This window comes from Kitasatospora sp. SC0581 (assembly GCF_048159585.1).
GTDB lineage: Bacteria > Actinomycetota > Actinomycetes > Streptomycetales > Streptomycetaceae > Kitasatospora.
The window spans coordinates 77361-99237 of record NZ_JBLRWA010000028.1 but is presented as its reverse complement, the minus strand read 5'-3'; the positions used below and the strand labels follow the sequence as shown (position 1 = coordinate 99237).

The 21877-nt window shown below is 74.6% G+C and carries 17 protein-coding genes; 5 read left to right on the top strand and 12 right to left on the bottom strand.

Translation table 11 applies throughout. The annotated features are described in order from the left end of the window. Positions 1–22: 22 nt before the first annotated feature. Both ACLWS4_RS30320 and ACLWS4_RS30315 read right to left on the bottom strand, forming a co-directional pair. The gene (locus ACLWS4_RS30320; protein WP_049658752.1) at positions 23–682 is read right to left on the bottom strand and encodes a response regulator; all 660 of its coding nucleotides are present in this window, start codon (positions 680–682) and stop codon (positions 23–25) included. Between the two features lie 50 nt (positions 683–732). Next, positions 733–1968, bottom strand: a complete 1236-nt coding sequence (locus ACLWS4_RS30315; RefSeq protein WP_416875789.1) for a sensor histidine kinase — start codon at positions 1966–1968, stop codon at positions 733–735. 126 nt (positions 1969–2094) lie between these two features. On the opposite strand from ACLWS4_RS30315, the gene ACLWS4_RS30310 reads away from it, so the two are divergent. Then, positions 2095–3018, top strand: coding sequence for an ATP-binding cassette domain-containing protein (locus ACLWS4_RS30310; protein WP_416875788.1), 924 nt, complete (start codon positions 2095–2097; stop codon positions 3016–3018). After that, positions 3015–3899, top strand: a complete 885-nt coding sequence (locus ACLWS4_RS30305) for an ABC transporter permease subunit (protein ID WP_380777082.1) — start codon at positions 3015–3017, stop codon at positions 3897–3899. Before ACLWS4_RS30310 ends, ACLWS4_RS30305 begins: the two co-directional genes overlap by 4 nt. A gap of 81 nt (positions 3900–3980) precedes the next feature. On the opposite strand, the gene ACLWS4_RS30300 is transcribed toward ACLWS4_RS30305, so the two are convergent. Beyond that, positions 3981–5456, bottom strand: a complete 1476-nt coding sequence (locus tag ACLWS4_RS30300) for an MFS transporter (protein WP_053112161.1) — start codon at positions 5454–5456, stop codon at positions 3981–3983. A 274-nt stretch (positions 5457–5730) separates the two neighbouring features. On the opposite strand from ACLWS4_RS30300, the gene ACLWS4_RS30295 reads away from it, so the two are divergent. After that, positions 5731–7797 (top strand): MDR family MFS transporter, encoded by a 2067-nt coding sequence (locus ACLWS4_RS30295; protein ID WP_375875713.1) that lies wholly within the window; start codon positions 5731–5733, stop codon positions 7795–7797. Positions 7798–7848: 51 nt separating this feature from the next. On the opposite strand, the gene ACLWS4_RS30290 is transcribed toward ACLWS4_RS30295, so the two are convergent. Next, positions 7849–9099, bottom strand: a complete 1251-nt coding sequence (locus ACLWS4_RS30290; protein WP_416875787.1) for an MFS transporter — start codon at positions 9097–9099, stop codon at positions 7849–7851. A 105-nt stretch (positions 9100–9204) separates the two neighbouring features. Beyond that, on the bottom strand, positions 9205–9873 hold the full coding sequence (locus ACLWS4_RS30285; RefSeq protein WP_380777080.1) for a GntR family transcriptional regulator: 669 nt from the start codon (positions 9871–9873) through the stop codon (positions 9205–9207). A gap of 183 nt (positions 9874–10056) precedes the next feature. Between ACLWS4_RS30285 and lysA the strand changes: the two genes are divergently transcribed. Both lysA and ACLWS4_RS30275 read left to right on the top strand, forming a co-directional pair. Further along, the gene (gene lysA, locus ACLWS4_RS30280) at positions 10057–11436 is read left to right on the top strand and encodes a diaminopimelate decarboxylase (protein WP_416875786.1); all 1380 of its coding nucleotides are present in this window, start codon (positions 10057–10059) and stop codon (positions 11434–11436) included. 9 nt (positions 11437–11445) lie between these two features. Then, the gene (locus ACLWS4_RS30275; protein ID WP_049660390.1) at positions 11446–12369 is read left to right on the top strand and encodes a LysR family transcriptional regulator; all 924 of its coding nucleotides are present in this window, start codon (positions 11446–11448) and stop codon (positions 12367–12369) included. A 51-nt stretch (positions 12370–12420) separates the two neighbouring features. On the opposite strand, the gene ACLWS4_RS30270 is transcribed toward ACLWS4_RS30275, so the two are convergent. The 7 genes from ACLWS4_RS30270 to ACLWS4_RS30240 all read right to left on the bottom strand — a co-directional run bounded on the left by ACLWS4_RS30270 (position 12421) and on the right by ACLWS4_RS30240 (position 21392). Then, complete coding sequence (locus tag ACLWS4_RS30270; protein ID WP_053112553.1) at positions 12421–13260, bottom strand: serine hydrolase; 840 nt, start codon at positions 13258–13260, stop codon at positions 12421–12423. Continuing rightward, a complete protein-coding gene (locus tag ACLWS4_RS30265) occupies positions 13257–14885 on the bottom strand; it encodes an N-acyl-D-amino-acid deacylase family protein (RefSeq protein WP_416875785.1) in 1629 nt (542 codons plus the stop codon). Before ACLWS4_RS30265 ends, ACLWS4_RS30270 begins: the two co-directional genes overlap by 4 nt. 29 nt (positions 14886–14914) lie before the next feature. Beyond that, positions 14915–15715: an amino acid ABC transporter ATP-binding protein gene (locus tag ACLWS4_RS30260; protein WP_380741473.1), complete on the bottom strand. Its 801-nt coding sequence runs from the start codon at positions 15713–15715 to the stop codon at positions 14915–14917. Then, on the bottom strand, positions 15712–16692 hold the full coding sequence (locus ACLWS4_RS30255) for an amino acid ABC transporter permease (RefSeq protein ID WP_259316988.1): 981 nt from the start codon (positions 16690–16692) through the stop codon (positions 15712–15714). The genes ACLWS4_RS30260 and ACLWS4_RS30255 overlap by 4 nt, the downstream gene beginning before the upstream one ends. Before the next feature lie 31 nt (positions 16693–16723). Beyond that, positions 16724–17614 (bottom strand): ABC transporter substrate-binding protein, encoded by an 891-nt coding sequence (locus tag ACLWS4_RS30250; RefSeq protein WP_416875784.1) that lies wholly within the window; start codon positions 17612–17614, stop codon positions 16724–16726. A gap of 189 nt (positions 17615–17803) precedes the next feature. Then, positions 17804–18601: a hypothetical protein gene (locus ACLWS4_RS30245; protein ID WP_074005754.1), complete on the bottom strand. Its 798-nt coding sequence runs from the start codon at positions 18599–18601 to the stop codon at positions 17804–17806. Positions 18602–18734: 133 nt separating this feature from the next. Next, the gene (locus ACLWS4_RS30240; RefSeq protein WP_416875783.1) at positions 18735–21392 is read right to left on the bottom strand and encodes an SdrD B-like domain-containing protein; all 2658 of its coding nucleotides are present in this window, start codon (positions 21390–21392) and stop codon (positions 18735–18737) included. Positions 21393–21877 lie beyond the last annotated feature (485 nt).

The window sequence follows — 21877 nt, the reverse complement described above, 5'->3', positions numbered from 1 at the left end:
ATCGTTTCTGCGGCGGGCCCGGTCAGCCGGACACCGAGACCAGGCCCGCCTCGTAGGCCAGGATGACCAGCTGCACCCGGTCCCGGGCGTCGAGCTTGGCCAGCAGCCGGGTCATGTAGGTCTTGACGGTCGCGATGCTGAGCACCAGTTCGGCGGCGATCTCGGTGTTGGACAGGCCTCGGCCGACCAGAGTCAGGATCTCGCGCTCGCGCCCGGTGATCGCCGCCAGCCGCCGCTCGGCTGCGACGGCGGCGGCCGCAGCGGTGACACCCCGGGCACCCGGCCCGGGCCCGCCGGTCCCCGACCGCGACGGACGGCCCCCGACGAACGCCCCGATCAGCCGCCGGGTGACGCCCGGCGCGATCAGCGCGTCCCCGGCGGCGACCACCCGCACCGCGCCGAGGATGTCGTCCAGCGCCATGTCCTTGACCAGGAAGCCGGACGCCCCGGCGTGCAGCGCCGCGTACACGTGCTCGTCCTCGTCGAAGGTGGTGAGCACCACCACCCTGGTCGGCCCGCCGTCGGCGGTCACCAACCTGGTCGCCTCGATGCCGTCCATGCCGGGCATCCGGATGTCCATCACCACGACGTCCGGCCGCAGTTCGGCGGCCAGCCGGACGGCCTCCGCCCCGGTGCCCGCCTCGCCGACCACCTCGACGTCCGCCGTCTCCGCGATCACCATCTCCAGCGCGGCGCGCACCAGCGGCTGGTCGTCGACCAGCAGGACCCGGATCACGCGCCCGCCTCCCCGGCCGACAAGCCCGACGAGCCCGGTACCGACACCGCCACCGGCACCGGCAGCCGGGCGGCCACCCGGAAGCCGCCCCCGGGCAGCGGCCCGGCCTCGAACTCCCCGCGCAGCAGGGCGACCCGCTCCCGCAGCCCGGCCAGCCCGAACCCGCCGCCGGCCCCCCGGACCGGACCCAGGCCCCGCCCCCGGTCGGTGACCTCGACGGACAGCTCCCCCGCCGTCCGGTGGTCCACCGCCACCACACAGGCGTCGGTGTCCGCGTGCCGCACCACGTTGGTGACCGACTCCTGGACGATCCGGAAGGCCGCGAGGTCCACCTCCGGCGGCAGCGGCCCCGGTTCGCCGCGCCGCCGCACCTCCACCCGCACCCCCGCCGCGGTGGTCGCCCCGGCCAGCCGGTCGAGGTCGGCCAGGCCCTGCGGCACCGGGGCCGAGGCCTCGCCGTCGGCCTCCCGCAGCGCGACCAGCATTCTGCGCAGCGCCGCCAGGGTGTCCCGCCCGGCCGCCTCGATCTCGCCCAGCGCCTGCTTGGCCCGCTCCGGCCGACGGTCGATCACCCGGCGGGCGGCGCCCGCCTGGAGGGCGACGATGCCGAGGCTGTGCGCGACGGTGTCGTGCATCTCGCGGGCGATCCGCAGCCGTTCGGCGGTGACCGCCTCCTCGGCCGCCCGGGCGCCGAGCGCCGCCGCGTGCTCCCGGTTCTGCCGCCCCGAGCGGCCGACCAGCCAGGCGACCAGCGCGAGCAGCGCGGCGCCGTCGGCCGAGCCGATGTGGGTGCCGGTGAAGATGCCCACCGTGTTGCCGTGCACCATGCCGATGTGCGCCACCAGGAGGGCCATCACCAGCGTGAAGGCGGCCCGCGAGGTGCGGCGCGGCCGGGTCGCGGTGATCAGGCAGAGCGCGACGTCCACGGCGAGCAGCGCGCCGGGCGGCACCTGGGCGCCGCCGGCCCACCCGTCGGTCTCGGTGAACGCGGCGATCAGCAGCAGGGCGACGGAGAGCACCGGCAGCCGTCGTACCAGCGCCGCTCCCGCGAAGGCCACCACCGTGTCGGCCAGGGTGAACGCCCAGCCGCCGTGCGCGGCGGCGCCGGGGTGCTGCGAGGCGTCGCCGCCGAGCCGGACGGCGGGGTAGCCGGCGGCCACGCACCAGGCGAGGCCGACCCAGACCTCGGGCGGGACGCGCCGGAGCAGCGGCGGGGAGGGCGTCGGTGACATGGTCCGTGATCGTAACGACGGTCCGGCGAGGCCGTCATCCAGCCGTGGTTGTACGGCCGGGGGTGACGGGCACTGTCGACGCCGGTCCGATGCTGCCGTACGGGCCGGACGGGCACCGTGGAGCCCATGATCGAAGTCACCGAGCTGACGAAGCGCTACGGCCGCGGCCACCGCGTCCGCACCGCCGTCGACCGTCTCTCCTTCACCGTCCGGCCCGGCCGGGTCACCGGCTTCCTCGGCCCCAACGGCGCCGGCAAGTCCACCACCCTGCGGCTGGTCCTCGGCCTGAGCGCCCCCACCTCCGGCGCCGTCACCGTCGACGGCCGCCCCTTCCGCGGCAGGCCGCGCGGCCTGCGGCACGCCGGCGCGCTGCTGGACGCGGGCGACGCCCACGGCGGGCGGACCGGCCGGGCCCACCTGCGGGCGCTCGCCCGCACCAACGCGATCCCGGCCGCCCGGGTCGAGCAGGTACTGCACGAGGTCGGGCTCGCCGAGGCGGGCGGGCGCCGGATCGGCGGCTACTCGCTGGGCATGAGGCAGCGGCTCGGCATCGCCGGCGCGCTGCTCGGCGACCCGCCGGTGCTGCTCTTCGACGAACCGCTCAACGGGCTGGACCCGGAGGGCGTGCTCTGGGTGCGCGGGCTGTTCCGCCGGCTCGCCGCCGAGGGGCGCACCGTCTTCGTCTCCAGCCACATGATGGCCGAGATGGAGCACACCGCCGACCACCTGGTGGTGGTCGGACGCGGCCGGCTGCTCGCGGACGAGAGCCTGTCCGCATTCGCCGCCCGGGCCGGCCGGGGCACCGTCACCGTCCGGGCCGCCGAACCCGACCGGCTGGCGGCCGTGTTGACGGCGGCCGGCGCCGCCGTGCGGCCCGGCCCGGACGGCGCCCTCGCGGCGACCGGCGTGGACGCCACCCGGATCGGCGAACTCGCCCTGGAGCACCGCCTGTTGCTGCACGCCCTGACCCCCAGGGGCGCCTCCCTGGAGGAGGCGTTCATGGACCTGACCGCCGACAGCGTCGAGTACCCCGCCGGAGAGCCCCGTTGAACACCTCCTCGAACACCCCGCTGGGCACCGTTCCCGCCGACCCCCGCACCGGCACCCGCGCCGACACCCGCGCCGCCGAGCCGCGCGCCCGGTTCGGCGACCTGCTGGCCGCCGAGTGGATCAAGTTCTGGTCGCTGCGCTCCGTCCCCTGGGTGCTCGGCCTCAGCGCCCTGGCGATCGTCGCCGCCGGCCTCAAGTCCGCGCTGTACACCCGCGACCACTACACGCCGGGCGAGGACGACCCGGTGATGATGGCGCAGGTGGCGCTGAACAACGCCTTCGGTGCCGCCTCCGCCGACATCCTGATGCTGGTCGCGGGCGGCCTCGGCGCGCTCGTCATCACGGGCGAGTACGCGACCGGGCTGATCCGCACCACCCTGGCCGCCGTGCCCGACCGCCGGGCGGTGCTCGCCGCCAAGGCCTGCGTGCTGGCCGCCGTCCTGTCCGGCTACGGCGTGCTCGCCGTCGGCGCCTCCTTCGGCATCAGCCAGGCGGTCCTGTCCGGGACCGGCATCGGGCAGTCCGTCACGGACCCAGCCGCGCTGCGGTACATCACGGCGGCAGTGCTGTTCGGCCCGGTCTGCGCCCTGGTCGGACTCGGCCTCGGCGCGCTGATCCGGCACAGCGCGGGGGCCGTGGTGGGCACCGTCGTGGTGCTGTTCTTCATCCCCTCGCTGGTCACCGAGCGCTACCGGTGGAGCGCCGACCTGCTGCACGCCCTGCCGCTGTCCGCCTGGCAGCGCCTGGCCCGGACCACCCTGACGGGCCTGCGGCCGTCCGAGTACCCGGCCACCGTCACGGGGGCCTGGACCACCTACGCGGTGTGGGCGCTGGCCTCGGTCGCCGTCGCGGCGGCCGCCGTCCACCGCCGGGACCACTGACGGGACCACCGCCGGGACCGCTGACGGCCGATACGCGCGCCGGGCCGCCCGGCCGGCGCGCTACGGCCGCCCGGTGCGCTCCTACGGCCGGCCGCCCCGGCCCGAGGCCAGGTCGGCGACCGCCACCAGCAGCGCCGCCAGCACCAGCCCGGCCGCGACCGTCACACCCAGCTGGAAGGCCAGCGACCAGTCCGGGCGGGGCCCCGCGGCATGGGCGAAGAACACCGAGCCGACGACGGCGATGCCCACCGCCGAGCCGACCCGCTGCGCGGTCTGCAGCACCCCGCCCGCGCTGCCCGCCCGGGCCACCGGCACCTGCTGGAGGGTCAGCGTCTGGTTCGGGGCGATCACCAGTCCGCTGCCCACCCCGGCGACCAGCAGCGGCAGCGCCGTCGTCCAGCCCACCCGGGGCCCCGACCACAGCTGCACCGCGAGCGCCGAGGCCAGCAGCCCGGCCAGCACCAGCACCAGTCCGGCCACCACCAGCCGCCGCCCCAGCCGGCTCACCAGGCGCCCGCCCACCGCCGCGGACACCCCCGAGCCGACCGCGAACGGCGTGATCGCCAGGCCCGCCGTCAGCGCCGAGTAGTGCAGGCCCGCCTGGAGGTAGAGCGTGAAGATGAAGAAGATCGCGGTGAACCCGGCGAAGTACACCAGCGACAGCAGCACCCCCGCCGCGTACGGCCGCACCGCGAACAGCGCCATGCTCACCAGCGGTTCGCGCCGCCGCCCGTAGTGCAGCTCCCAGCCGACGAAGGCGGCGAGCAGCACCGCCGCCAGCGGCAGCAGCAGCCAGCGGGTCGGGCCGTGCCACTGCTGCGCCTGGACGAACGGCAGCAGCAGCGAGACCGTCCCGGCGCCGAGCAGCAGCACGCCGACCGGGTCGAAGTCCCGGTGCCCGGCCCGGTCGCCGGCGGGCGGGGGCGCGGGGAGCAGCCGGTAGGCGACGGGCAGCGCGGCCACGCCGATCGGCAGGTTGACCAGGAACACCCAGCGCCAGCCGTCCTGCGGGCCGACCACGTGGATCAGCAGCCCGCCGAGCAGCGGCCCGACGGCGGTGGACAGCCCGATGGTCGCGCCCAGCGCGCCGAAGGCCCGGCCGCGCTCGGGGCCCTGGAACAGCACCTGGATGAAGCCGGACACCTGCGGCACCAGCACCCCGCCGGCCGCGCCCTGGAACAGCCGGGCCAGCACCAGCCACTCCTGGCTCTGCGCCGCCCCGGCGAGCGCGCTGGCCACGGTGAACAGGGCGAGCCCGGCGAGGAAGACGGCCCGCCGGCTGCGCGCGTCGCCGAGCCGCCCGGAGGGCACCAGCACCAGGCCGAAGGCCAGCGCGTAGCCGCTGAGCACCCACTGCAGGCCGCTGTCGGACATGTGCAGCCCGGCCCGTACGGTCGGCAGCGCGACGTTGACGATGCTGACGTCCAGCAGGGTCATGAAGCCGGCGACCAGGCAGACCGCGAGCGCCCGCCAGCGACGGGCGGCGGCCCGGCCGCCCACGGCGGTGGCGCCGGGCTGCGCCGGGTGCGCGGTGCTGCGCGGGGGGTCGGCGTTCATGGGAGCCCCTTCCCGGGGGCCGGGCGTCGTGGCACCCGGACGAACGTCGGTCGGCTTCGACCGGCTTCGAATCAGATTCGTTCGAATTCGCTCGGCTTCGTCCGGCTCATCGTCGCCCGGCCCGTCCGGGGCCGCCACCGGGACCGCCACCGGGTCACCGACCGGGCCTCGACCGGGCCTCGACCGGGAAGGCCGTCCGGGCCCTCGTCACCCGGCCTCACCCGGACGGCCGAACCGGATCGCGGCCACCGCCCGCACCCCGGAGGCTGACGGCATGACCGTCGCCACCGAGCCCCCGCCCTCCGCCCCTCCGGTGCTGGACGTCCGGCAGCGGAACGTCGTCTTCGCCACCATCGTGCTCGGCATGCTGCTGGCCGCCCTCGACCAGACCATCGTCGGCACCGCCCTGCCCACCATCGTCTCGGACCTCGGCGGGGCCGCCCACATGTCCTGGGTGGTGACGTCCTATCTGCTGGCCGAGACGGTGGCCACCGTCCTGGCCGGCAAGTTCGGCGACCTGTACGGGCGCAAGCTGCTGTTCCAGATCTCGGCGATCGTCTTCGTCGGCGGCTCGTTCCTGTGCGGGCTGTCCACCAACATGACCCTGCTGATCGCCTGGCGGGCCGTCCAGGGCCTCGGCGCGGGCGGCCTGATGGTCACCGCCATGGCGCTGATCGCGGACGTCATCCCGCTGCGCGAGCGCGGCAAGTACCAGGGCGCGATCGGCGCGGTGTTCGGCGTGGCCACGGTGATCGGGCCGCTGCTGGGCGGGCTGTTCACCGACCACCTGTCCTGGCGCTGGGCGTTCTACGTCAACGTGCCGATCGCGGTCGTGGTGGTCGCCGCGGCCGCCCGGACCATCCCCTCGGTCCGCTCGGCGACCCGCCCGGTCGTCGACTACCTGGGCATCGTGCTGGTCGCGGTCGGCGCCGGCGCGCTGATCCTGGCGACCAGTTGGGGCGGCAACGAGTACCCCTGGGGCTCCGGGGTGATCATCGGCCTGTTCGTCGGCGGCGCGCTGGCACTCGGCCTGTTCTGCTGGGTGGAGACCCGGGCCGTCGAACCCATGCTGCCGATGCGGCTGTTCCGTAACCCGGTGTTCACGGTCTGCTCGGTGCTCAGCTTCATCGTCGGCTTCGCCATGCTCGGCGCGCTGACCTTCCTGCCGACCTTCCTCCAGTACGTGGACGGCGACTCGGCGACCGTCTCCGGCGTCCGGACGCTGCCGATGGTGATCGGTCTGCTGATCGCCTCGGTCGGCAGCGGCAACGCCGTCAGCAAGACCGGGAAGTACCGGCTGTTCCCGATCGTCGGCACCGCGGTGATGGCCGTCGGCCTCTACCTGCTCTCCCGGCTGGAACCCGGCACCGGCACCGCGCTGGCCTCGCTCTACATGTTCGTGCTCGGCGCCGGCATCGGGCTGAGCATGCAGGTCCTCACCATCGCCGTGCAGAACACCGTCGACTACGCCGACCTCGGCACCGCCACCTCCGGGGTGACCTTCTTCCGCACCATCGGCAGTTCCTTCGGCACCGCCGTGTTCGGCACCATCTACGCCAACAGCCTGAAGACCGAACTCGCCCACGGGATCGGCACCGCCGCCCGGCTCACCGGCGCCGACCCGGCCGTGCTCGCCCACGCGGCGGAGAGCCCGCAGGGCCTGCACCGCCTGCCGGCCGACCAGGCCGCGCCGATCGTCCAGGCCTACTCCGACGCCCTGCACACCGTGTACCTGTGGACCATCCCGGTGGCCGTGGTCGGCTTCGTGGTGGCGCTCTTCCTCAAGCAGGTACAGCTGCGCGACACCGCCCGGGCGGGCTCCACCGACATGGGCGAGGGCTTCGCCCAACCGACCACCGCCGACTCCGACCCGCACCTGGAGTACTCGGTCTGCAAGATCGTCCGCGGGGTCGACCTCGACACCGTCCGCACCATCGTCTCCGGCGCCGACACCCGGGTGGACCTCGCCGGGGCCTGGGCGCTGATGGAGGTGGCCGGCCACAAGAAGGCCGTCGGCCACGCCTCGCTCGACCTCATCGCCGCCCGCAAACGGGTACCGCCCGAGGTCCTGGAACCGGTCTTCGACCGGATGGCCGCCGAGGGCTACCTCCGCCGCGACGGCGACCGCCTCTCCCCCACCGAGGCCGGCACCCACGAGGTCCGCACCCTCGCGGGCGCCTGGTCCGACTGGCTCAACGCCCGCCTCGACGCCGACGCCGGCCGCCCCCGCAGCCCCCAGCTCAGGGCCGCCGCCGACACCATCGCCTGGCGCCTCCTGGTCGAGGACCTCGCCAACGGCCTCCCCGCCCACGCCCGCCCCAAGGACGACGCCAAGGTCTGACAGCACGCCGCCCCCGCCCGGGGATGGGCGGGGGCGGCGGCGGCGGTGGGGTCAGCGGGAGGCCTCGGCGGGAGCGGTGCGGCGGGAGGAGAGGGTGATCACGGCGAGGCTGGCGAGGGCGAGGGCCGTCACCACGCTGAGCATCACGGTGTAGGAGGCCAGCGAGGAGAGCGCCGCGAGCACCGCGGGGAGCAGGAAGCCGGAGTAGCAGAGCGCGTAGTAGACGCCGGTGATGCCGGCCAGGTCGTCGGGGGTGACGATGCGCTGGATCTCCAGCAGGCCGGAGACCGCCCCGATGCCGTAGGCGGCGCCGAGGAGGACCGCGCCGGCCAGGCCGAGCAGCGGGGAGCGCAGCGCCGCGTCGGCGGCGCAGACGGCCATGCCGCAGGCCATCAGCACCATGGAGACGATGACGCCGCGCGCCGAGGAGAGCGAGTCCAGTCGCTTGGCGAAGGGCTGGACGAGGGCGCCGGTGCCGAGGGTGAGGACGGTCAGCAGGGTCGCGTAGGCCAGCGACCAGTGGCCGAGCCGGTCGCCGACCAGCTGCGGGGTCACCGCGTACGCGACGCCGGCCGAGCCGAACACCCAGGGGGCCATCGGCAGGACCACCCGGACGAAGCGCCGGTGCCCGGCCGCCGGGACCTTGAGGTCGGCCCAGAGGCCGCGGACGGCGGCGGTCGCCCGCGCCCGGGTCTCGACGGCCTTCGGGAGCAGGAACAGCGCGGGCAGGGTGACCAGCAGGTGGGCGAGGTACGGGGTGACCATCGGCCAGGGGCCCCACTGGGCGAGCACGCCGGCCACCCCGGCGCCGAGGCCGAAGCCGAGGGTCAGGGCGAGGGAGGCGCGGCGGGCGCCGGCCCCCTGGTCGGCGGCCGGGTCGTGCGGGGCCTGGGAGAGCTCCTTGACCCAGCTGGTGCCGACGGCCATCGCGATGCCGACGGCTATGCCGGTGAGGAACCGCCCGGCGTAGATGGGGAGTTCACCGGTCACACCGCCGCACAGCACCCCGCTGGCGGCGAGCGAGGCGGCCACCGCGCCGATCATCAGCGGGCGGCGCCCGTAGCGGTCCGAGGCGGCGCCGCCGACCAGCAGTCCGGGGACCAGCCCGAGGACGTACGCCCCCAGGAAGGCGTCCACGGTGACCTCCGAGTAGCCGCCGAGGTGGCGGTACATCAGCAGCAGCGGGGTGAACTGGTTGCCGCCCCACCCGCAGCAGAACATGGCCAGGGCGGCGAGCAGCCACGGCCGCCCCCGGCCGGACGGTGCGACGGGACCGGCGGACGGTGGCCGGGTGGTGCTCATGGTGGTGCTGCTCCTTGTCGGATGGGAGGTCCCGGCGGTCCGTCGGGGCTGTGCGCGCGAAACGCCCGTCGGTACGCGAACGCGTCGGCGCGCGATGGGGGAAGGTCAGCGGTCGGTGACGGCGCGGTGGGCGTCCAGGTGGGCGCGCAGGGCGGCGGTGAAGCCCTCGGCGTCGCGGGCGGCGATCCGTTCGACGAGCACGGTGTGCTCCTCGACCAGCGAGGCCAGCCGCTGCCGCTGCCCCTCCGGCTGCACCTGGAGCAGCTGGACGGCCATCCGGCGCTGGCGGTCGCGCAGCGTCCCGTAGAACCGTTCGGCGAGCTCGTTGCCGGAGGCCGTCACGATGCCCCGGTGGAAGGCCTCGTCGGCGTCGGCGAAGGCGCCGAGGTCGGCCCGGCGGGCGGGTTCGCGCTGCTGGTCGATCAGCTCGGACAGCTGCCGGACGAGCGCGTCGAGGCCGTCGGGGCGGCGGGTGATCCGGCGGACGGCGGTGCTCTCCAGCGCCTCGCGCAGTTCCAGCACGTCCTCGGCCTCGCCGGGGCCGACCGGCACCACGACGGCTCCGCGCTTGGGGAAGAGCTGGAGCAGGCCCTCGGCCTGCAGCCGCAGGAAGGCCTCCCGGACCGGGGTGCGGCTGAGCGAGGCGCGCTCGGCGATCTCGCCCTCGCTGATCAGCGTGCCGCCGGGGAGGCCGCCGCCGAGGATGAGGTCCTTGGTCAGGTCGTACGCGCGGTCCGCGGCCGGGACGCGGGCGGGGGGCGGGGTGTCGGCCATGGACCACACCGTAGCACCATAGATGCAAGCTTAGATGCAACGGTCGGGACAGAGCCGTGCCCCGGGCCGGGAGCATCGGTTTCGGTACTGCTCAGGGCCGGAAGAATGCGCTTTCTCACCCCCTCCCGCAGGGCCGAGGATGGGCGGGGCCAACCAGCCTGCCGGGAGGAAGCCTTGTCCCCTGTGTCCCCAGCCCTGCCGCCCCTCGACCCGGCCCTGCCGCCCGTCGACCCGGGCCTGCCGCCCGTCGACCCGGGCCTGCTGCCGCTCACCGCCGAATTCCGCCCCGAGGGCCTGGCCGTCGGCGGCGTGCTCCTGGACGAGGCGGCCCGCCGGTACGGCACGCCGCTGTTCGTCTACGACGAGGAGCACCTGCGCCGGCGCTGCCGGGAGGCGGTGGCCGCCTTCGGCCGGGGCAACGTCGCCTACGCCTCCAAGGCCTTCCTCTGCACCGCAATGGCCCGCCTCGCCACCGAGGAGGGCCTGCTGCTGGACGTCGCCTCCGGCGGCGAGCTGCGCACCGCGCTGTACGCCGGGGTCGACCCGGACCGGATCGTGCTGCACGGCAACAACAAGGACGAGGCCGAGCTGCGCACCGCGCTGACCGTCGGCCTGCGCCACATCGTGGTGGACAGCTTCGACGAGCTGGACCGGATCGAGCGGCTGCACCGCGAGGAGGGCCTGCCCCCGGCCCGGGTCCAGCTGCGGGTGGCACCCGGGGTCGCGGCCGGCGCCCACCAGGCCATCCAGACCGGCGGCCACGACTCCAAGTTCGGCTTCGGCCTGGCCGACGGCGCCGCCGCGGCCGCGGTGCGCCGCGCCCGGGGCTCCGCCGCCGTACGGCTGGAGGGCGTCCACGCCCACGTCGGCTCCCAGGTGCTGGACCCGGCCGAGCTGGCCGACGGCGCCGCCGCGGTGGCCCGGTTCGCGGTGGAGCACGGACTGCGCCGGCTGACCGTCGGCGGCGGCCTGGGCGTGGCCTACCTGAGCGGGCAGAGCGCCCCCTCCTTCGCGGTCTGGGCCGAGCGGGTCCGCGCGGCGGTGCGCGGCGCCGGCTGGAGCGGCGAGGTGGGCGTCGAGCCCGGCCGCTCGATCGCCGCCCGGGCCGGGCTGACGCTGTACCGGGTCGGCACCGTCAAGCGGATCGAGGGCGTGCGCACCTACGTCAGCGTGGACGGCGGAATGAGCGACAACCTGCGCCCGGCGCTGTACGGCGCCCGCTACGAGGCCTTCCTGCCGCGCTGCCCCGAGGCGCCCCGGCCGGGGCACGCCCGGCTGGTCGGCAAGCACTGCGAGAGCGGCGACGTGATCATCGACGACGCCGCGCTCCCCGCCGACCTGCGGGTCGGCGACCTGCTGGCCACCCCGGTGACCGGCGCCTACGGCTACGCCATGGCGTCCAACTACAACAAGCTGCCGCGGCCCGCCGTGGTCTTCGTCCGCAACGGCGAGGCCCGCCTGGTGGTGCGCCGGGAGACCGAGCACGACCTGCTCCGGCTGGACGTGGCCGCCGGCGACGGCCTCGGGGAACCGGTGGCTGCGCAGCGGTCGCATGCCGTCTAACCTGGGCCGATGCTGAACAGCGCCCGACTGCACGTCCTCCTGGAGATCGCCCGCCGGGGCACCATCGTGGCCGCGGCGCAGGCCCTGCACCTGAGCCCGTCCGCCATCTCGCACCAGCTCGCCCGCCTGGAGCAGGAGCTGGGTGTCGCGCTGGTGGAACGGGCTCCGCAGTCCCTGCGCCTGACGCCCGCGGGTGTCCGGCTGGCCGAGCACGCCCAGGCGATCGCCGATCTGATGGCCGTCGCCCAGGACGACCTGCGGGCGCACGCCGAGGGCGCGGCCGGGGTGCTGCGGATCGGCTTCTTCGCCTCCGCCGGGCTGGACCTGCTGCCCCGGGCGCTGGCCGCGTTCTCCGCCGCGAACCCGCAGGTGGAGCTGGAGCTGATCATGGGCCAGCCGCACGAGCTGGTCCCGGACCTGGAGGCCGGCCGGCTGGACGCGGCCGTCGTCTTCGAGCACCCGCTGGACCCGTGGTGCCGCCAGGCGGCGGTGGACGTGCGGATGTACTTCGAGGAGCCGCAGCTGGTCGTGGTGCCACTGCGGCACCGGCTCGGGCGGCGCTCGCTGGTGCGGCTGGCCGAGCTGGAGGGCGAGAGCTGGATCGGCACCCACGGCGGCAGCACCGGCGAGCCGGTGCTCGAACGCGCCTGCGCGGCCGAGGGGTTCCGCCCCCGGGTGCGCTGCCGCAGCGACCACTACCAGGTGACCATCAACCTCGCGCGGGCCGGCATGGGCGTCGCGCTGATCCCGGCGCTCGGCCTGGCCGACAGCGCCGGGGTGCACGTCTGCCGGCTGGACCACCCGCAGCTGCACCGCCGGATCGGGGTGGCCACCCGGACCACCAACCGCAACCCGGTGCTGCGGTCCTTCCTCGCCGAACTCGGCGCGGCGGCCGGGGAGATCAGGTCGCTGCTCGACATGCGCTGGGCCTGACCTCCCCGGCCCGGACTATGCCCGACTCGGACCTCCCCGGCCCGGAGCCCGTCAGGCCGGCCGCTGGGCCCAGGCCGCGAGGGCGCCGCCGACGTCCCGGATCGCGTGCACGGCGGCCCGCTCGGTGCTGGGCCCGAGCGCCACGTCCCAGTGCGCGACGACCGCGTAGGCCACCCGCCGGGCGCCCACGATGACGCCCGCGTCGGCCCGCACCCCGGTGTCCGTACCGGTCTTGTTGGCCACCAACAGGCGGCCGGGCAGCGGTTCGGGGAAGCCGGGGGCGTACGGGTCGTGGTCGATCAGCGCGGGCACCAGCCCGTGGTCGGTGTTGGCGCGCATCCAGCCGAGCAGCCGGGCCGAGGCCCCCGGGGTGGCCATGGTGCCCCGGACCGCGAGGGCCACCAGGCGGGCCAGGTCGCGGGCGGTGCCGGTGGCGAAGACCGGCGGGACGTCCGGCCCGCGCTCGTCGCGCACCCGGTCGTGCAGGGTGAGCCGTTCCAGCCCGAGGTCGTGGGCCAGCCGCGCGGTGGCCGGCAGGCCGACCAGCCGCAGCAGGGCGTTGGTGGCGGTGTTGTCGCTGACCGCGGCGGTCAGCCAGGCCAGGTCCTCCACCGTCCAGCCGGGGCGGCTGAGTCGGCCGAGCAGGCCGGTGCCGCCGGTGACGTCCTCGGGGAGGATCGCGGCCGGCTGCCCGGCCGCCAGTTCCCCGTTGTCCAGCCGCCGGGCGACCTCGGCGAGCAGCAGCAGCTTGGAGGCGCTGGCGACGGGCAGCACGACGGTGTCGTCCACCCCGACCGCTTCGCCGCCGTCCACGTCGACGGCGGCCACCGCGAGGGTCAGCGGGAGCGCCGCCGAGCTGCGCGCGGCGGCGGCCACCTGGGCGAGGCTCATCGGACCCGCACCACCTCTCCGGCCCGGCTCGCGGTCGGCCGGCCGCCGCGCACCGCGACCCGGCCGGCCACCACGACGGTCTCCACGCCCGCCGGCGCCAGCAGCGGCCGCTCGAAGGTCGCGCCGTCCAGGACGGCCGCCGGGTCCAGCACCACCAGGTCGGCGACGGCGCCGTCCCGGACCACCCCGCGCCCGGCCAGCCGGAACCGCCCGGCGGGCAGGCCGGTCATCTTGTGCACCGCGAGCTCCAGCGGCAGCAGGCCCTGCTCGCGCCCGTAGTGGCCGAGCACCCGGGCGAAGCTGCCCGCCCAACGGGGGTGCGGGCGGCCGGGTTTGGGCACGCCGTCCGAGCCGATCATGGACAGCGGGCTGGCCAGCACCCGGCGGACGTCGTCCTCGCGCATCGAGTGGCTGATGATGGTCACCTCGCCCTGCGCCTCCAGCAGCAGGTCGCTCACGTAGTCGACCGGGTCGGCGCCGCGCTCGGCGGCCAGGTCGGCGATCCGGCGGCCCTCGGCGGTACGGCGGGCGGGCGCGGCGGCCACCGAGATCAGGTCCCAGCCGCCGTTGCCGACGGTGTTCTCCCAGCCCTCGACGCCGTTCGCGATGTCCGCCCGGATCCGGTCCCGCACCTCCTTGCTGCGCAGCCGCTCCAGCAGGGCGGCCGGCCCGCCCTCGCTGGTCCACGGCGGCAGCATCGCGTGCAGCACGGTGCTGCCGGCGGTGTACGGGTAGACGTCGCAGAGCACGTCCACGCCGTCGGCGCGGGCCTGTTCCAGGCGCGGCAGGGTGCGCAGGGTGGCGCCCCAGGCGTGCCGCCCGGCGGTCTTGTGGTGGGAGACCTGGAGCGCGGCGCCGGAGCGCACCGCGATCTCCAGCGCCTCCTCCAGGGCCTTCTCCACCTGGGACATCTCGTCGCGCAGGTGCGTCACGTACGGCTTGCCGTGCCGCGCGGCGACCTTGGCCAGGGCCACGATCTCCTCGGTGTCCGCGTAGACGCCGGGCGGGTAGATCAGGCCGGTGGAGAGGCCGGCCGCGCCCTGGGCCAGCGCCCGGTCGAGCAGGTCGCACATGGCGGCCAGCTCCTCGGGGGTGGGCGGGCGGTCCTCGAAGCCCATCACCCCGGCGCGCAGCGTGCCGTGGCCGACCAGCGAGGCGATGTGGTTGCGGCGCAGTTCGGGCCGCTGGCCGGCCGCGAAGGCGTCGAAGTCCTCGGCGGGCAGCACCGGCCCGAGGCCGAAGGAGACCCGCAGGTGCCCGGCCAGTTCGGGCAGCCGCTCGGGCAGGGCGGGGAACAGGCTGATCCCGCAGTTGCCGCTGATCTCGGTGGTGACGCCCTGGAGCAGCGGGGCGAGCCGCAGTTCGTCCAGGGCGTCGCCGTCGGTGTGGGTGCCGCCGCCGAAGGGGGCGGCGAGCGCGTCCGAGTGGGTGTGGACGTCGATGAAGCCGGGGGTGACGACCCGTCCGGTGACGTCCAGCGTCTCGGCCGCGGCCACCGCGGTGCCCGGCGGCAGGACGGTGACCCGGCCCCCCGCGACGGCGAGGTCGGCCGCGCGGCCGGGCGCCCCGGTGCCGTCCACCAGGGTGCCGCCGCGCAGCAGCAGGTCGGCCGGGGTCGTGGTCACGTCCGCTCCCATCAGTCCTGTCGCTCCCATCAGAGCACCGTCGAGAGGAAGGCCCGGGTGCGGTCGTGCCGCGGGGCGGTGAACACCTCGGCCGGGCTGCCGGCCTCCACGACGGCGCCCTCGTCCATGAAGACGACCCGGTCGGCGACCTCGCGGGCGAAGCCCATCTCGTGGGTGACGACGATCATCGTCATGCCGCTGCGGGCGAGGTCGCGCATCACGCCGAGCACCTCGCCGACCAGCTCCGGGTCGAGCGCGGAGGTGGGCTCGTCGAAGAGCATCAGGGTCGGTTCCATGGCCAGCGCCCGGGCGATCGCCACCCGCTGCTGCTGGCCGCCGGAGAGCTGGGCCGGGTAGTGGTCGGCGCGGTCGGCCAGGCCGACCCGGGCGAGCAGCTCGCGGGCCCGGCGCTCGGCCTCCTGGCGCGGGCGCCCCTTGACCGCGATCGGGCCCTCCATCACGTTCTGCAGCGCGGTGCGGTGCGGGAAGAGGTGGAAGCGCTGGAAGACCATGCCGATCCGCTCGCGCTGGTGGCGGATGTCGCGCGGCCGGCGCTCGCGCAGCCTGCTGCCGGAGGCGCCGTGCGGCTCGTAGCCGACCAGTTCGCCGTCCACCTCGATCCGCCCGGCGTCGATCTTCTCCAGGTGGTTGAAGCAGCGCAGCAGGGTGGACTTGCCGGAGCCGGAGGGGCCGATCACGCAGAGCACCTCCCCCGCCCGGACCTCCAGGTCGATGCCGCGCAGCACCTCCAGGTCCCCGAAGTGCTTGCGTACCTTCCGGGCCGACAGGACCACCTCGGCGGTCGGCTTCGCCGGATCCGTACCCGTCACTTGCCCTCCCCCTTCTTCACGCGCTTCTGTGCTGCGCCGCGCCCCGGCCGCAGGTTGGCCAGCACCCGGCGGTGCAGGGCCGGCGGAGCGCCGGCCGGGTTGAACTTCCGCTCCACCGCGTGCTGGGCGACGCTCGCGATGGTGGTGAGCACCAGGTACCAGAGGGACGCGACGATCAGCAGCGCTATCACCTCGAAGTTGGCGAGGTAGAGGTGCTGGGAGACGGTCATCAGGTCGGCGCCGGCGATGACGGAGACCAGCGAGGTGGTCTTCAGCATCGAGATGAACTGGTTGCCGAACGGCGGGATGATCACCCGCATCGCCTGCGGCAGCACCACCCGGGTGAGGATCTGCCGGTTGGACATGCCGAGCGAGGCGCCGGCCTCGCGCTGCCCGGGGTCGACGCTCTGGATGCCGGCCCGGACGATCTCGGACATGTAGGCGCCCTCGTTGATCGACAGGCCGAGCAGCGCCGCCACGAAGCCGGTGATCAGGGTGTTGGACTGCCAGCTGACCAGCTTGGGCCCGTCGAACGGGATGCCGATGCTGATCTCCGGGAAGAGCAGCGCCAGGTTGAACCAGAAGATCAGCTGGACCAGCAGCGGGGTGCCGCGGAAGAACCAGGTGTACGCCCCGGCGGTGGTCCGCAGCACCGGGCTGTCGGACAGCTGCATCACCGCGACCACCACGCCGATGACGATGCCCACCACCTGGGAGATCAGGGTGAGTTGGACCGTCACCCAGAGCCCTTCCAGGATCACGCCGTCGAACTGGTACCGGGCGACGATGTCCCAGTGCAGGTTGGGGTTGACGATGATCGTCCAGGCCAGCCAGACGGCGACGAAGGCCGCCGCCAGCACGGCGAACCAGCGCGCCGGGCGGGGCCGGCCGGTGACCTCGAAGGCCAGGTCGTCGTCGGCCGCGGCCTCGGCGGTCGGGACTCGGCCGGCCGGTGCGGGCATCGCGGGGTCTCTCATGTCGGTGCTCATCTCGTCGGTGCCGCCGTTCTCACTGCGCCGCGTTGACGGTGGCGCGCTCCACCGCGCTGCCGCCGACCTGGTAGGTGTCCAGCACCGTGCGGTACTCGCCGCTCTCGATCAGCTCCTGGAGTGCCTTCTGCACCGCGTCGCGCAGCCCGGAGTCCTTCTTCGCCACCGCGATGCCCCAGGGCGCCGTCCCGTACTGGTCCGGCAGCACCTCGTAGGAGCCGCTGCTCTGCACGAACATCTGCGCCACCGGGTAGTCCACGATCGTGGCCACGGCCCGCTCGCTGTCCAGCTGGAGCAGCCCGGTCGGGGCGTCCTCGCTCTGCGAGATCGTCATCCTGGTGGCGCACTTGGCGTTCTGCTGCTCGCCGATCTCCAGGTTGGAGCTGCCCTTGGCGAGGACCACCTTCTTGCCGCAGAGGTCCTCCAGGGACTTGATGCCCTCGGGGTTGCCCTTCTTCGTCATGATCACGCCGCCGGTGCGGAAGTAGTCGACGAAGTCGACGGCCTGGCGGCGCTGGGCGCTGTCCGTCATGGAGGACATCACCAGGTCGTAGCGGCCGGCCTGGAGGCCGGGGATCAGGCCGTCGAAGGAGGAGTTGGCGAGCTCCAGCTTCAGGCCGAGCCTCCCGGCGACGGCGGCGGCGAGGTCCGGGTCGACCCCGGTCAGCTCGGTGGTGCCGAGCTTGTACATCTCCATCGGCGGGTAGCCGACGGAGGTGGCGACTCTGAGCACGCCGCTCTGCTTGTTCTTCGCCGGGAGCAGCTCGGCGGCGCTCTTCCCGGCGTTCTGCGCGGCCTGGGCCGCGCCGGCGGCCGGGGAGCCGCCCTGGTCGGAGCGCCCGCAGGCGGTGGCGGCCAGGACGACCAGGGACAGTGCGGCCAGACAGCGCAGGGAACGGGGGCGGTTCATCGGCTACTCCCTCGGGCGGTGACGGTGCGCCGATGCTGGCAGCCGGGTCCGGGTGAACGGAAGATGATGAAGCTATTGCTGCCTCACCAACGATTTTTGTACGGCTGACCGCCCTGTCCTGCGGCTTCCGGCCGTACCGGGCCAGCCTGGTCGCCGGTCAACCGGTCGGCCGGCCGACCGGTGCGCCGGTCAGCCGGTGAGCCACGGGGCCTCGGGCAGCTTGGCGTCCGCCTGCCGTCCGGCGAGCTCGACGGTGGTGGGGGTGCCCAGCCCCGGCATCCGCATCGTCACCCGGCGCAGCCCGCCGTCGCCGTCGACCCAGTAGGTCAGCGGCGAACGGGCGCCGTCGGGCGCGGCCCCCTGGGCGCGCGGACCGGCGAAGCGGTCGTAGCCCTTGCCGTCGATCCGGTCCCGGCCCAGCCAGCGGGCCCCGGACTGGGCGAGCAGAAGCGGGTTGTCGGGGCGGTCCGCGCCGAGCTGGACCAGCAGGTTCAGTCCGGCGTCCAGCGGATCCGCCGTGTAGGTGCGCGGCGACCAGCCCTGGCGCGGGATGCGCTCGGCCTGCTCCCAGGCCGGGGCGTCGGTGGCGGGGGCGGTGCCGGCCTGGTCGGGGGCCAGCCCGAGGCCGCCGGTGTCCCAGACGATCAGGCCGTGGTCCAGCGCCCCGCTCGCGCCGGTGGTCCGGTAGCGGCCGACCCCCCGGTGGTTGCGGTAGTCGACGACCCCGTCGACCCGGATGGTGACGCCCCCGCCCTCCTCGGCCGTGAGCGTCACCGCCACCGGGCTCGCCTGGTAGAGGTTCAGCCGCGACAGGGCGAGCCGGCCGGCCTCGTCGGTGGTCACCGGGCGTTCGACGGCCTCGTCGGAGACCGTCCGGTAGACGGCCACGCCGCCCGCCGCGGCGCCGCACACCACGATCGCGATCAGGGCCTTGAGCCAGTGGGACCGCCGGGGCCCGCGGCCGTCGGCCTTCGTCTTGCGGGGCATGCAGCCGCTCCCTCTCCTCGGTCGGACACGACAGTCGGGCGGGCCCGGGGACCAACGGTCCCACGAACCCGCCCGATTCGGGCCCGGTGCCGGTCTCCCCGCACCGGGCCCGGTACGAACACCCCGTCTGCGGCTAGCCGCGCTGGGCGGCCTTGCGCCTGCGGGCCACCAGCACCGTGGCGGTGCCGAGGGCGATCAGCGCCGCCGCGCTGGTCAACACGATCGGCATCCCTTCACCCGCACCGGTGTTGGGCAGGTGCCCGGACGCCGGGGGCGCCGGGGCCGGCGGCACCGGGGCCGCCGTCGTCGGCGCCGGGGTCGGCGTCTCGGTCGGGGTGGGCGTCGGTGTCGGCGTCGGGATCAGCTTGTTGACGGCCGTCACCTCCACACCGGCGTCGAGGTTCGCCGAGGTCAGCTTCAGCGGGCCGAAGACGGTGACCTCCGGCGCCGCGTAGCCGTCCGGCGGGCTCAGCTCCTGCCAGTAGTACGTCCCCGGCACGCCGGTGCCCTGGCAGATGCCGTCGGCGCCGGTCGTGCAGGGCTCACCGACCTTGGTGTCGGGCTTGTCGCCGGTCGGCTGGAGCCCGTCGGTCCCGTTGGTCTCGTGCCACAGCTGGAACTTGGCGCCGGCCAGCGGCTTGCCGTCCTGGTCGTGCTTGACCAGGCGCAGCGCGCCCTCCTGGAGCCGGAAGCCGAAGTCGTAGGTGTGGTCGTTCTCGCCGGGGCCGCCGGTGGTCAGCGCCCGCTCCGGGAACCTGCCGTCCTTCGGAACGATGCCCTTGGAGTCGATGAAGTGGTTGTCACCGACGTCGTGGTCGGTCGGCACCCACTGGAAGAGGGGGCCGTCCTTGGCGTAGTCCGCCGGGTTGTCCAGCTTGATCGTGTACTTGGTCCTCGGCTTGAGGCCGCCGTCGACGTTGCTGTCGTCGAAGTAGTACTCGCCGCGCTTGGTCGTCTTGGTGGTGCCGACGAGCTTCCCCGACTCGTCGTACAGGTGGACGGTGGCACCCGGAACCGGCTTCTGGCCCGGCAGTTGGAGGCCGCTGCGCTCGGGGTCGTACCAGACCCGGTTGCCGATCTGGAGCGGTGCCTGGTCGCAGAGCACCTCCAGGTCGCCCATCGCGGCGCCCTTGCCGAACGGCGGGATGCCCGGGCCCGTGTTGAGCCGCACGCCGCCGTCCGCCTTGCCGTCGCGCTTCTGGAAGGCGCTGCCGTAACCGAAGGCCTGGCTGTCGCTGTCGTAGCCCGAGGTCACGATGGAGTCCTCGACCTTCGAGAACGCCATCCCGGCGTTGGCCGGGTTGTTGTGGCCGATCCGGGCGTTGTCGAAGAACCGCTGGCCCCGGGCCTTGGACCCGCAGCCCAGGTTGGTGTCCAGCACGTACGTGCCGTTCTCCGGGCAGGCCTTGAGGAGGTCGCCGCCGGGCAGGACCTTGGACATCGCGCTGCCCGTCGGGCTGGCCGCCGACTGGTCGCCGAAGCGGTCCCGGAAGGCGAGCAGCATCGAGCCGTCGGTCTCGAAGGCGATCTCGGCGACCGCCGGCTCGGGGTTGGCCAGGTAGTCGGCCCCGCAGGCCTGGCCGTTCTGGGTGGTCGGGAAGGTGTCCTGCCACGGGAACCAGGCGGTGCCCGGGCACGGGCCGCCGACCGTGGTGCCGCGCGGGTAGTCGAGCGGCTGGTTCAGCACGGCCGGCTTGAACGCGCCGGTGGACAGGTCGAACGGCAGCACCACGGCGCGCAGGTCCGTGGCCTTGCCGGTGGACTCGCCCGAGCAGACGCCGCCGAGGAAGCCGGTGCCGTCCTGGATGCCGAGGCCGTACGGACGCCAGTCCCCCGGCGCCGGGCAGCCCGGGTCCGGGATGGCGTAGGCGGCCTTGGGCGCGGCCGCCGTCGCCGCGGTGGCGTCGTAGCGGTAGAGCTTGCGGTCGTTCAGGTTGACGACGAAGAGGTCCTTGCCGTCGTCGGTGATCTTGATGCCGCCGAGGCTCTCCTTGCCCACCGGGGCCAGGAAGCCGTCGTCGTTGCCCGGGCCGTGCGGGGTGGTGCCCGCGTCCGGGACGGTGGCGAACAGCGTGGTCTTCTTCGTCGCCCAGTCGGTGACGTAGATCCCGCCGGGGCCGCCGGGGCCGTAGGCGGTGGTCCGCTTGGCCTGGGCCGAGGAGAACACCCGCTTGTCGGCCTTGTTCCAGGCGATGCCGTACAGGTTGCCGGTCTGCCCGGCCGTGGCCACGTCGGTCAGGGTGAAGCCGGTGCCGGCCGTGCCCCGGGACTCGTACGGGAAGGACACCAGCGTGTGCTGGGCGGCCCCGTCCTGGGGCGGGTTCTGACAGGTCGACACCAGCGGCGCGTTCTTCTGGCAGTAGTCACCCGGGCTCCAGAGCCCCGTGGTGATCTCCACCTTCTTGCCGCCGGAGAGGTCGACGAACTCCTCGTTGGAGCTCAGCTTGTTCGGCCCGCCGTCCAGACCCTCGCGGGAGGCGAAGGCCGGGTACAGCACGCCCGGCTTCGGGTTCACCACCTGGACGCGGTACTTGCCGCCGGTCAGCTTGCTCGCGGCCGGCGCCAGCGTCACCGTGCCGTCCGCCGCCGTGGTGCCCTCGATGGCGACCCCGGCCTCGTCGGTGAGCGTCACCTTCACGCCCGCCATGCCCGATTCCAGCCCGGGCGTCCACACACCGTCGGTGTCCACGGCCCGGATCACGTGGACCGCCACCGTGCCGTCGCCGGTCTGGGGGAAGGCCGGCGGGGCCGCCGCCAGGGACCAGGAACCGGCCAGTACGGCCAGCGTCACCGCGCCGCCCGCGGTGCGAAGGCCCGCGGCGCGGCGGCCGGGTGGACCCGTCCGCCGCCCGCCGGAGCCGCGCGCGGCACCGACGGTTCGATCATTTGTCGTCGTCATCCCTGCTCTCATCATCCAGTTGGGCCTGCCGCCCGACCTCGGGAGCGAGTTCGCGAGTGGCGGAAAGCCGCCATTGTTAACGGGAGCTTAAAGGGACTTCACACAAGTTCGCCGGGAAACAAGGAACTTTGACAGGAGATCAGACGTTACGAGGCCGTCACGGCTGCTCATCCGGCCCCGGCCGTCGAGCCGTTGACCAGCGCCGATCCGCCTGCTGCGGCCCGCCGCCCCCGGCCGTCACCGTACCGCACCGTTGACCGTCGAACACTCTTCCCCCCGGAACCGTCCACACCGGGCCCCGACTCACCCACCCCACCCACAACTTGGGCAACAACCGGCCACCGGCTGGCCCCGCCCCGGGGCGGACTGGCACGATG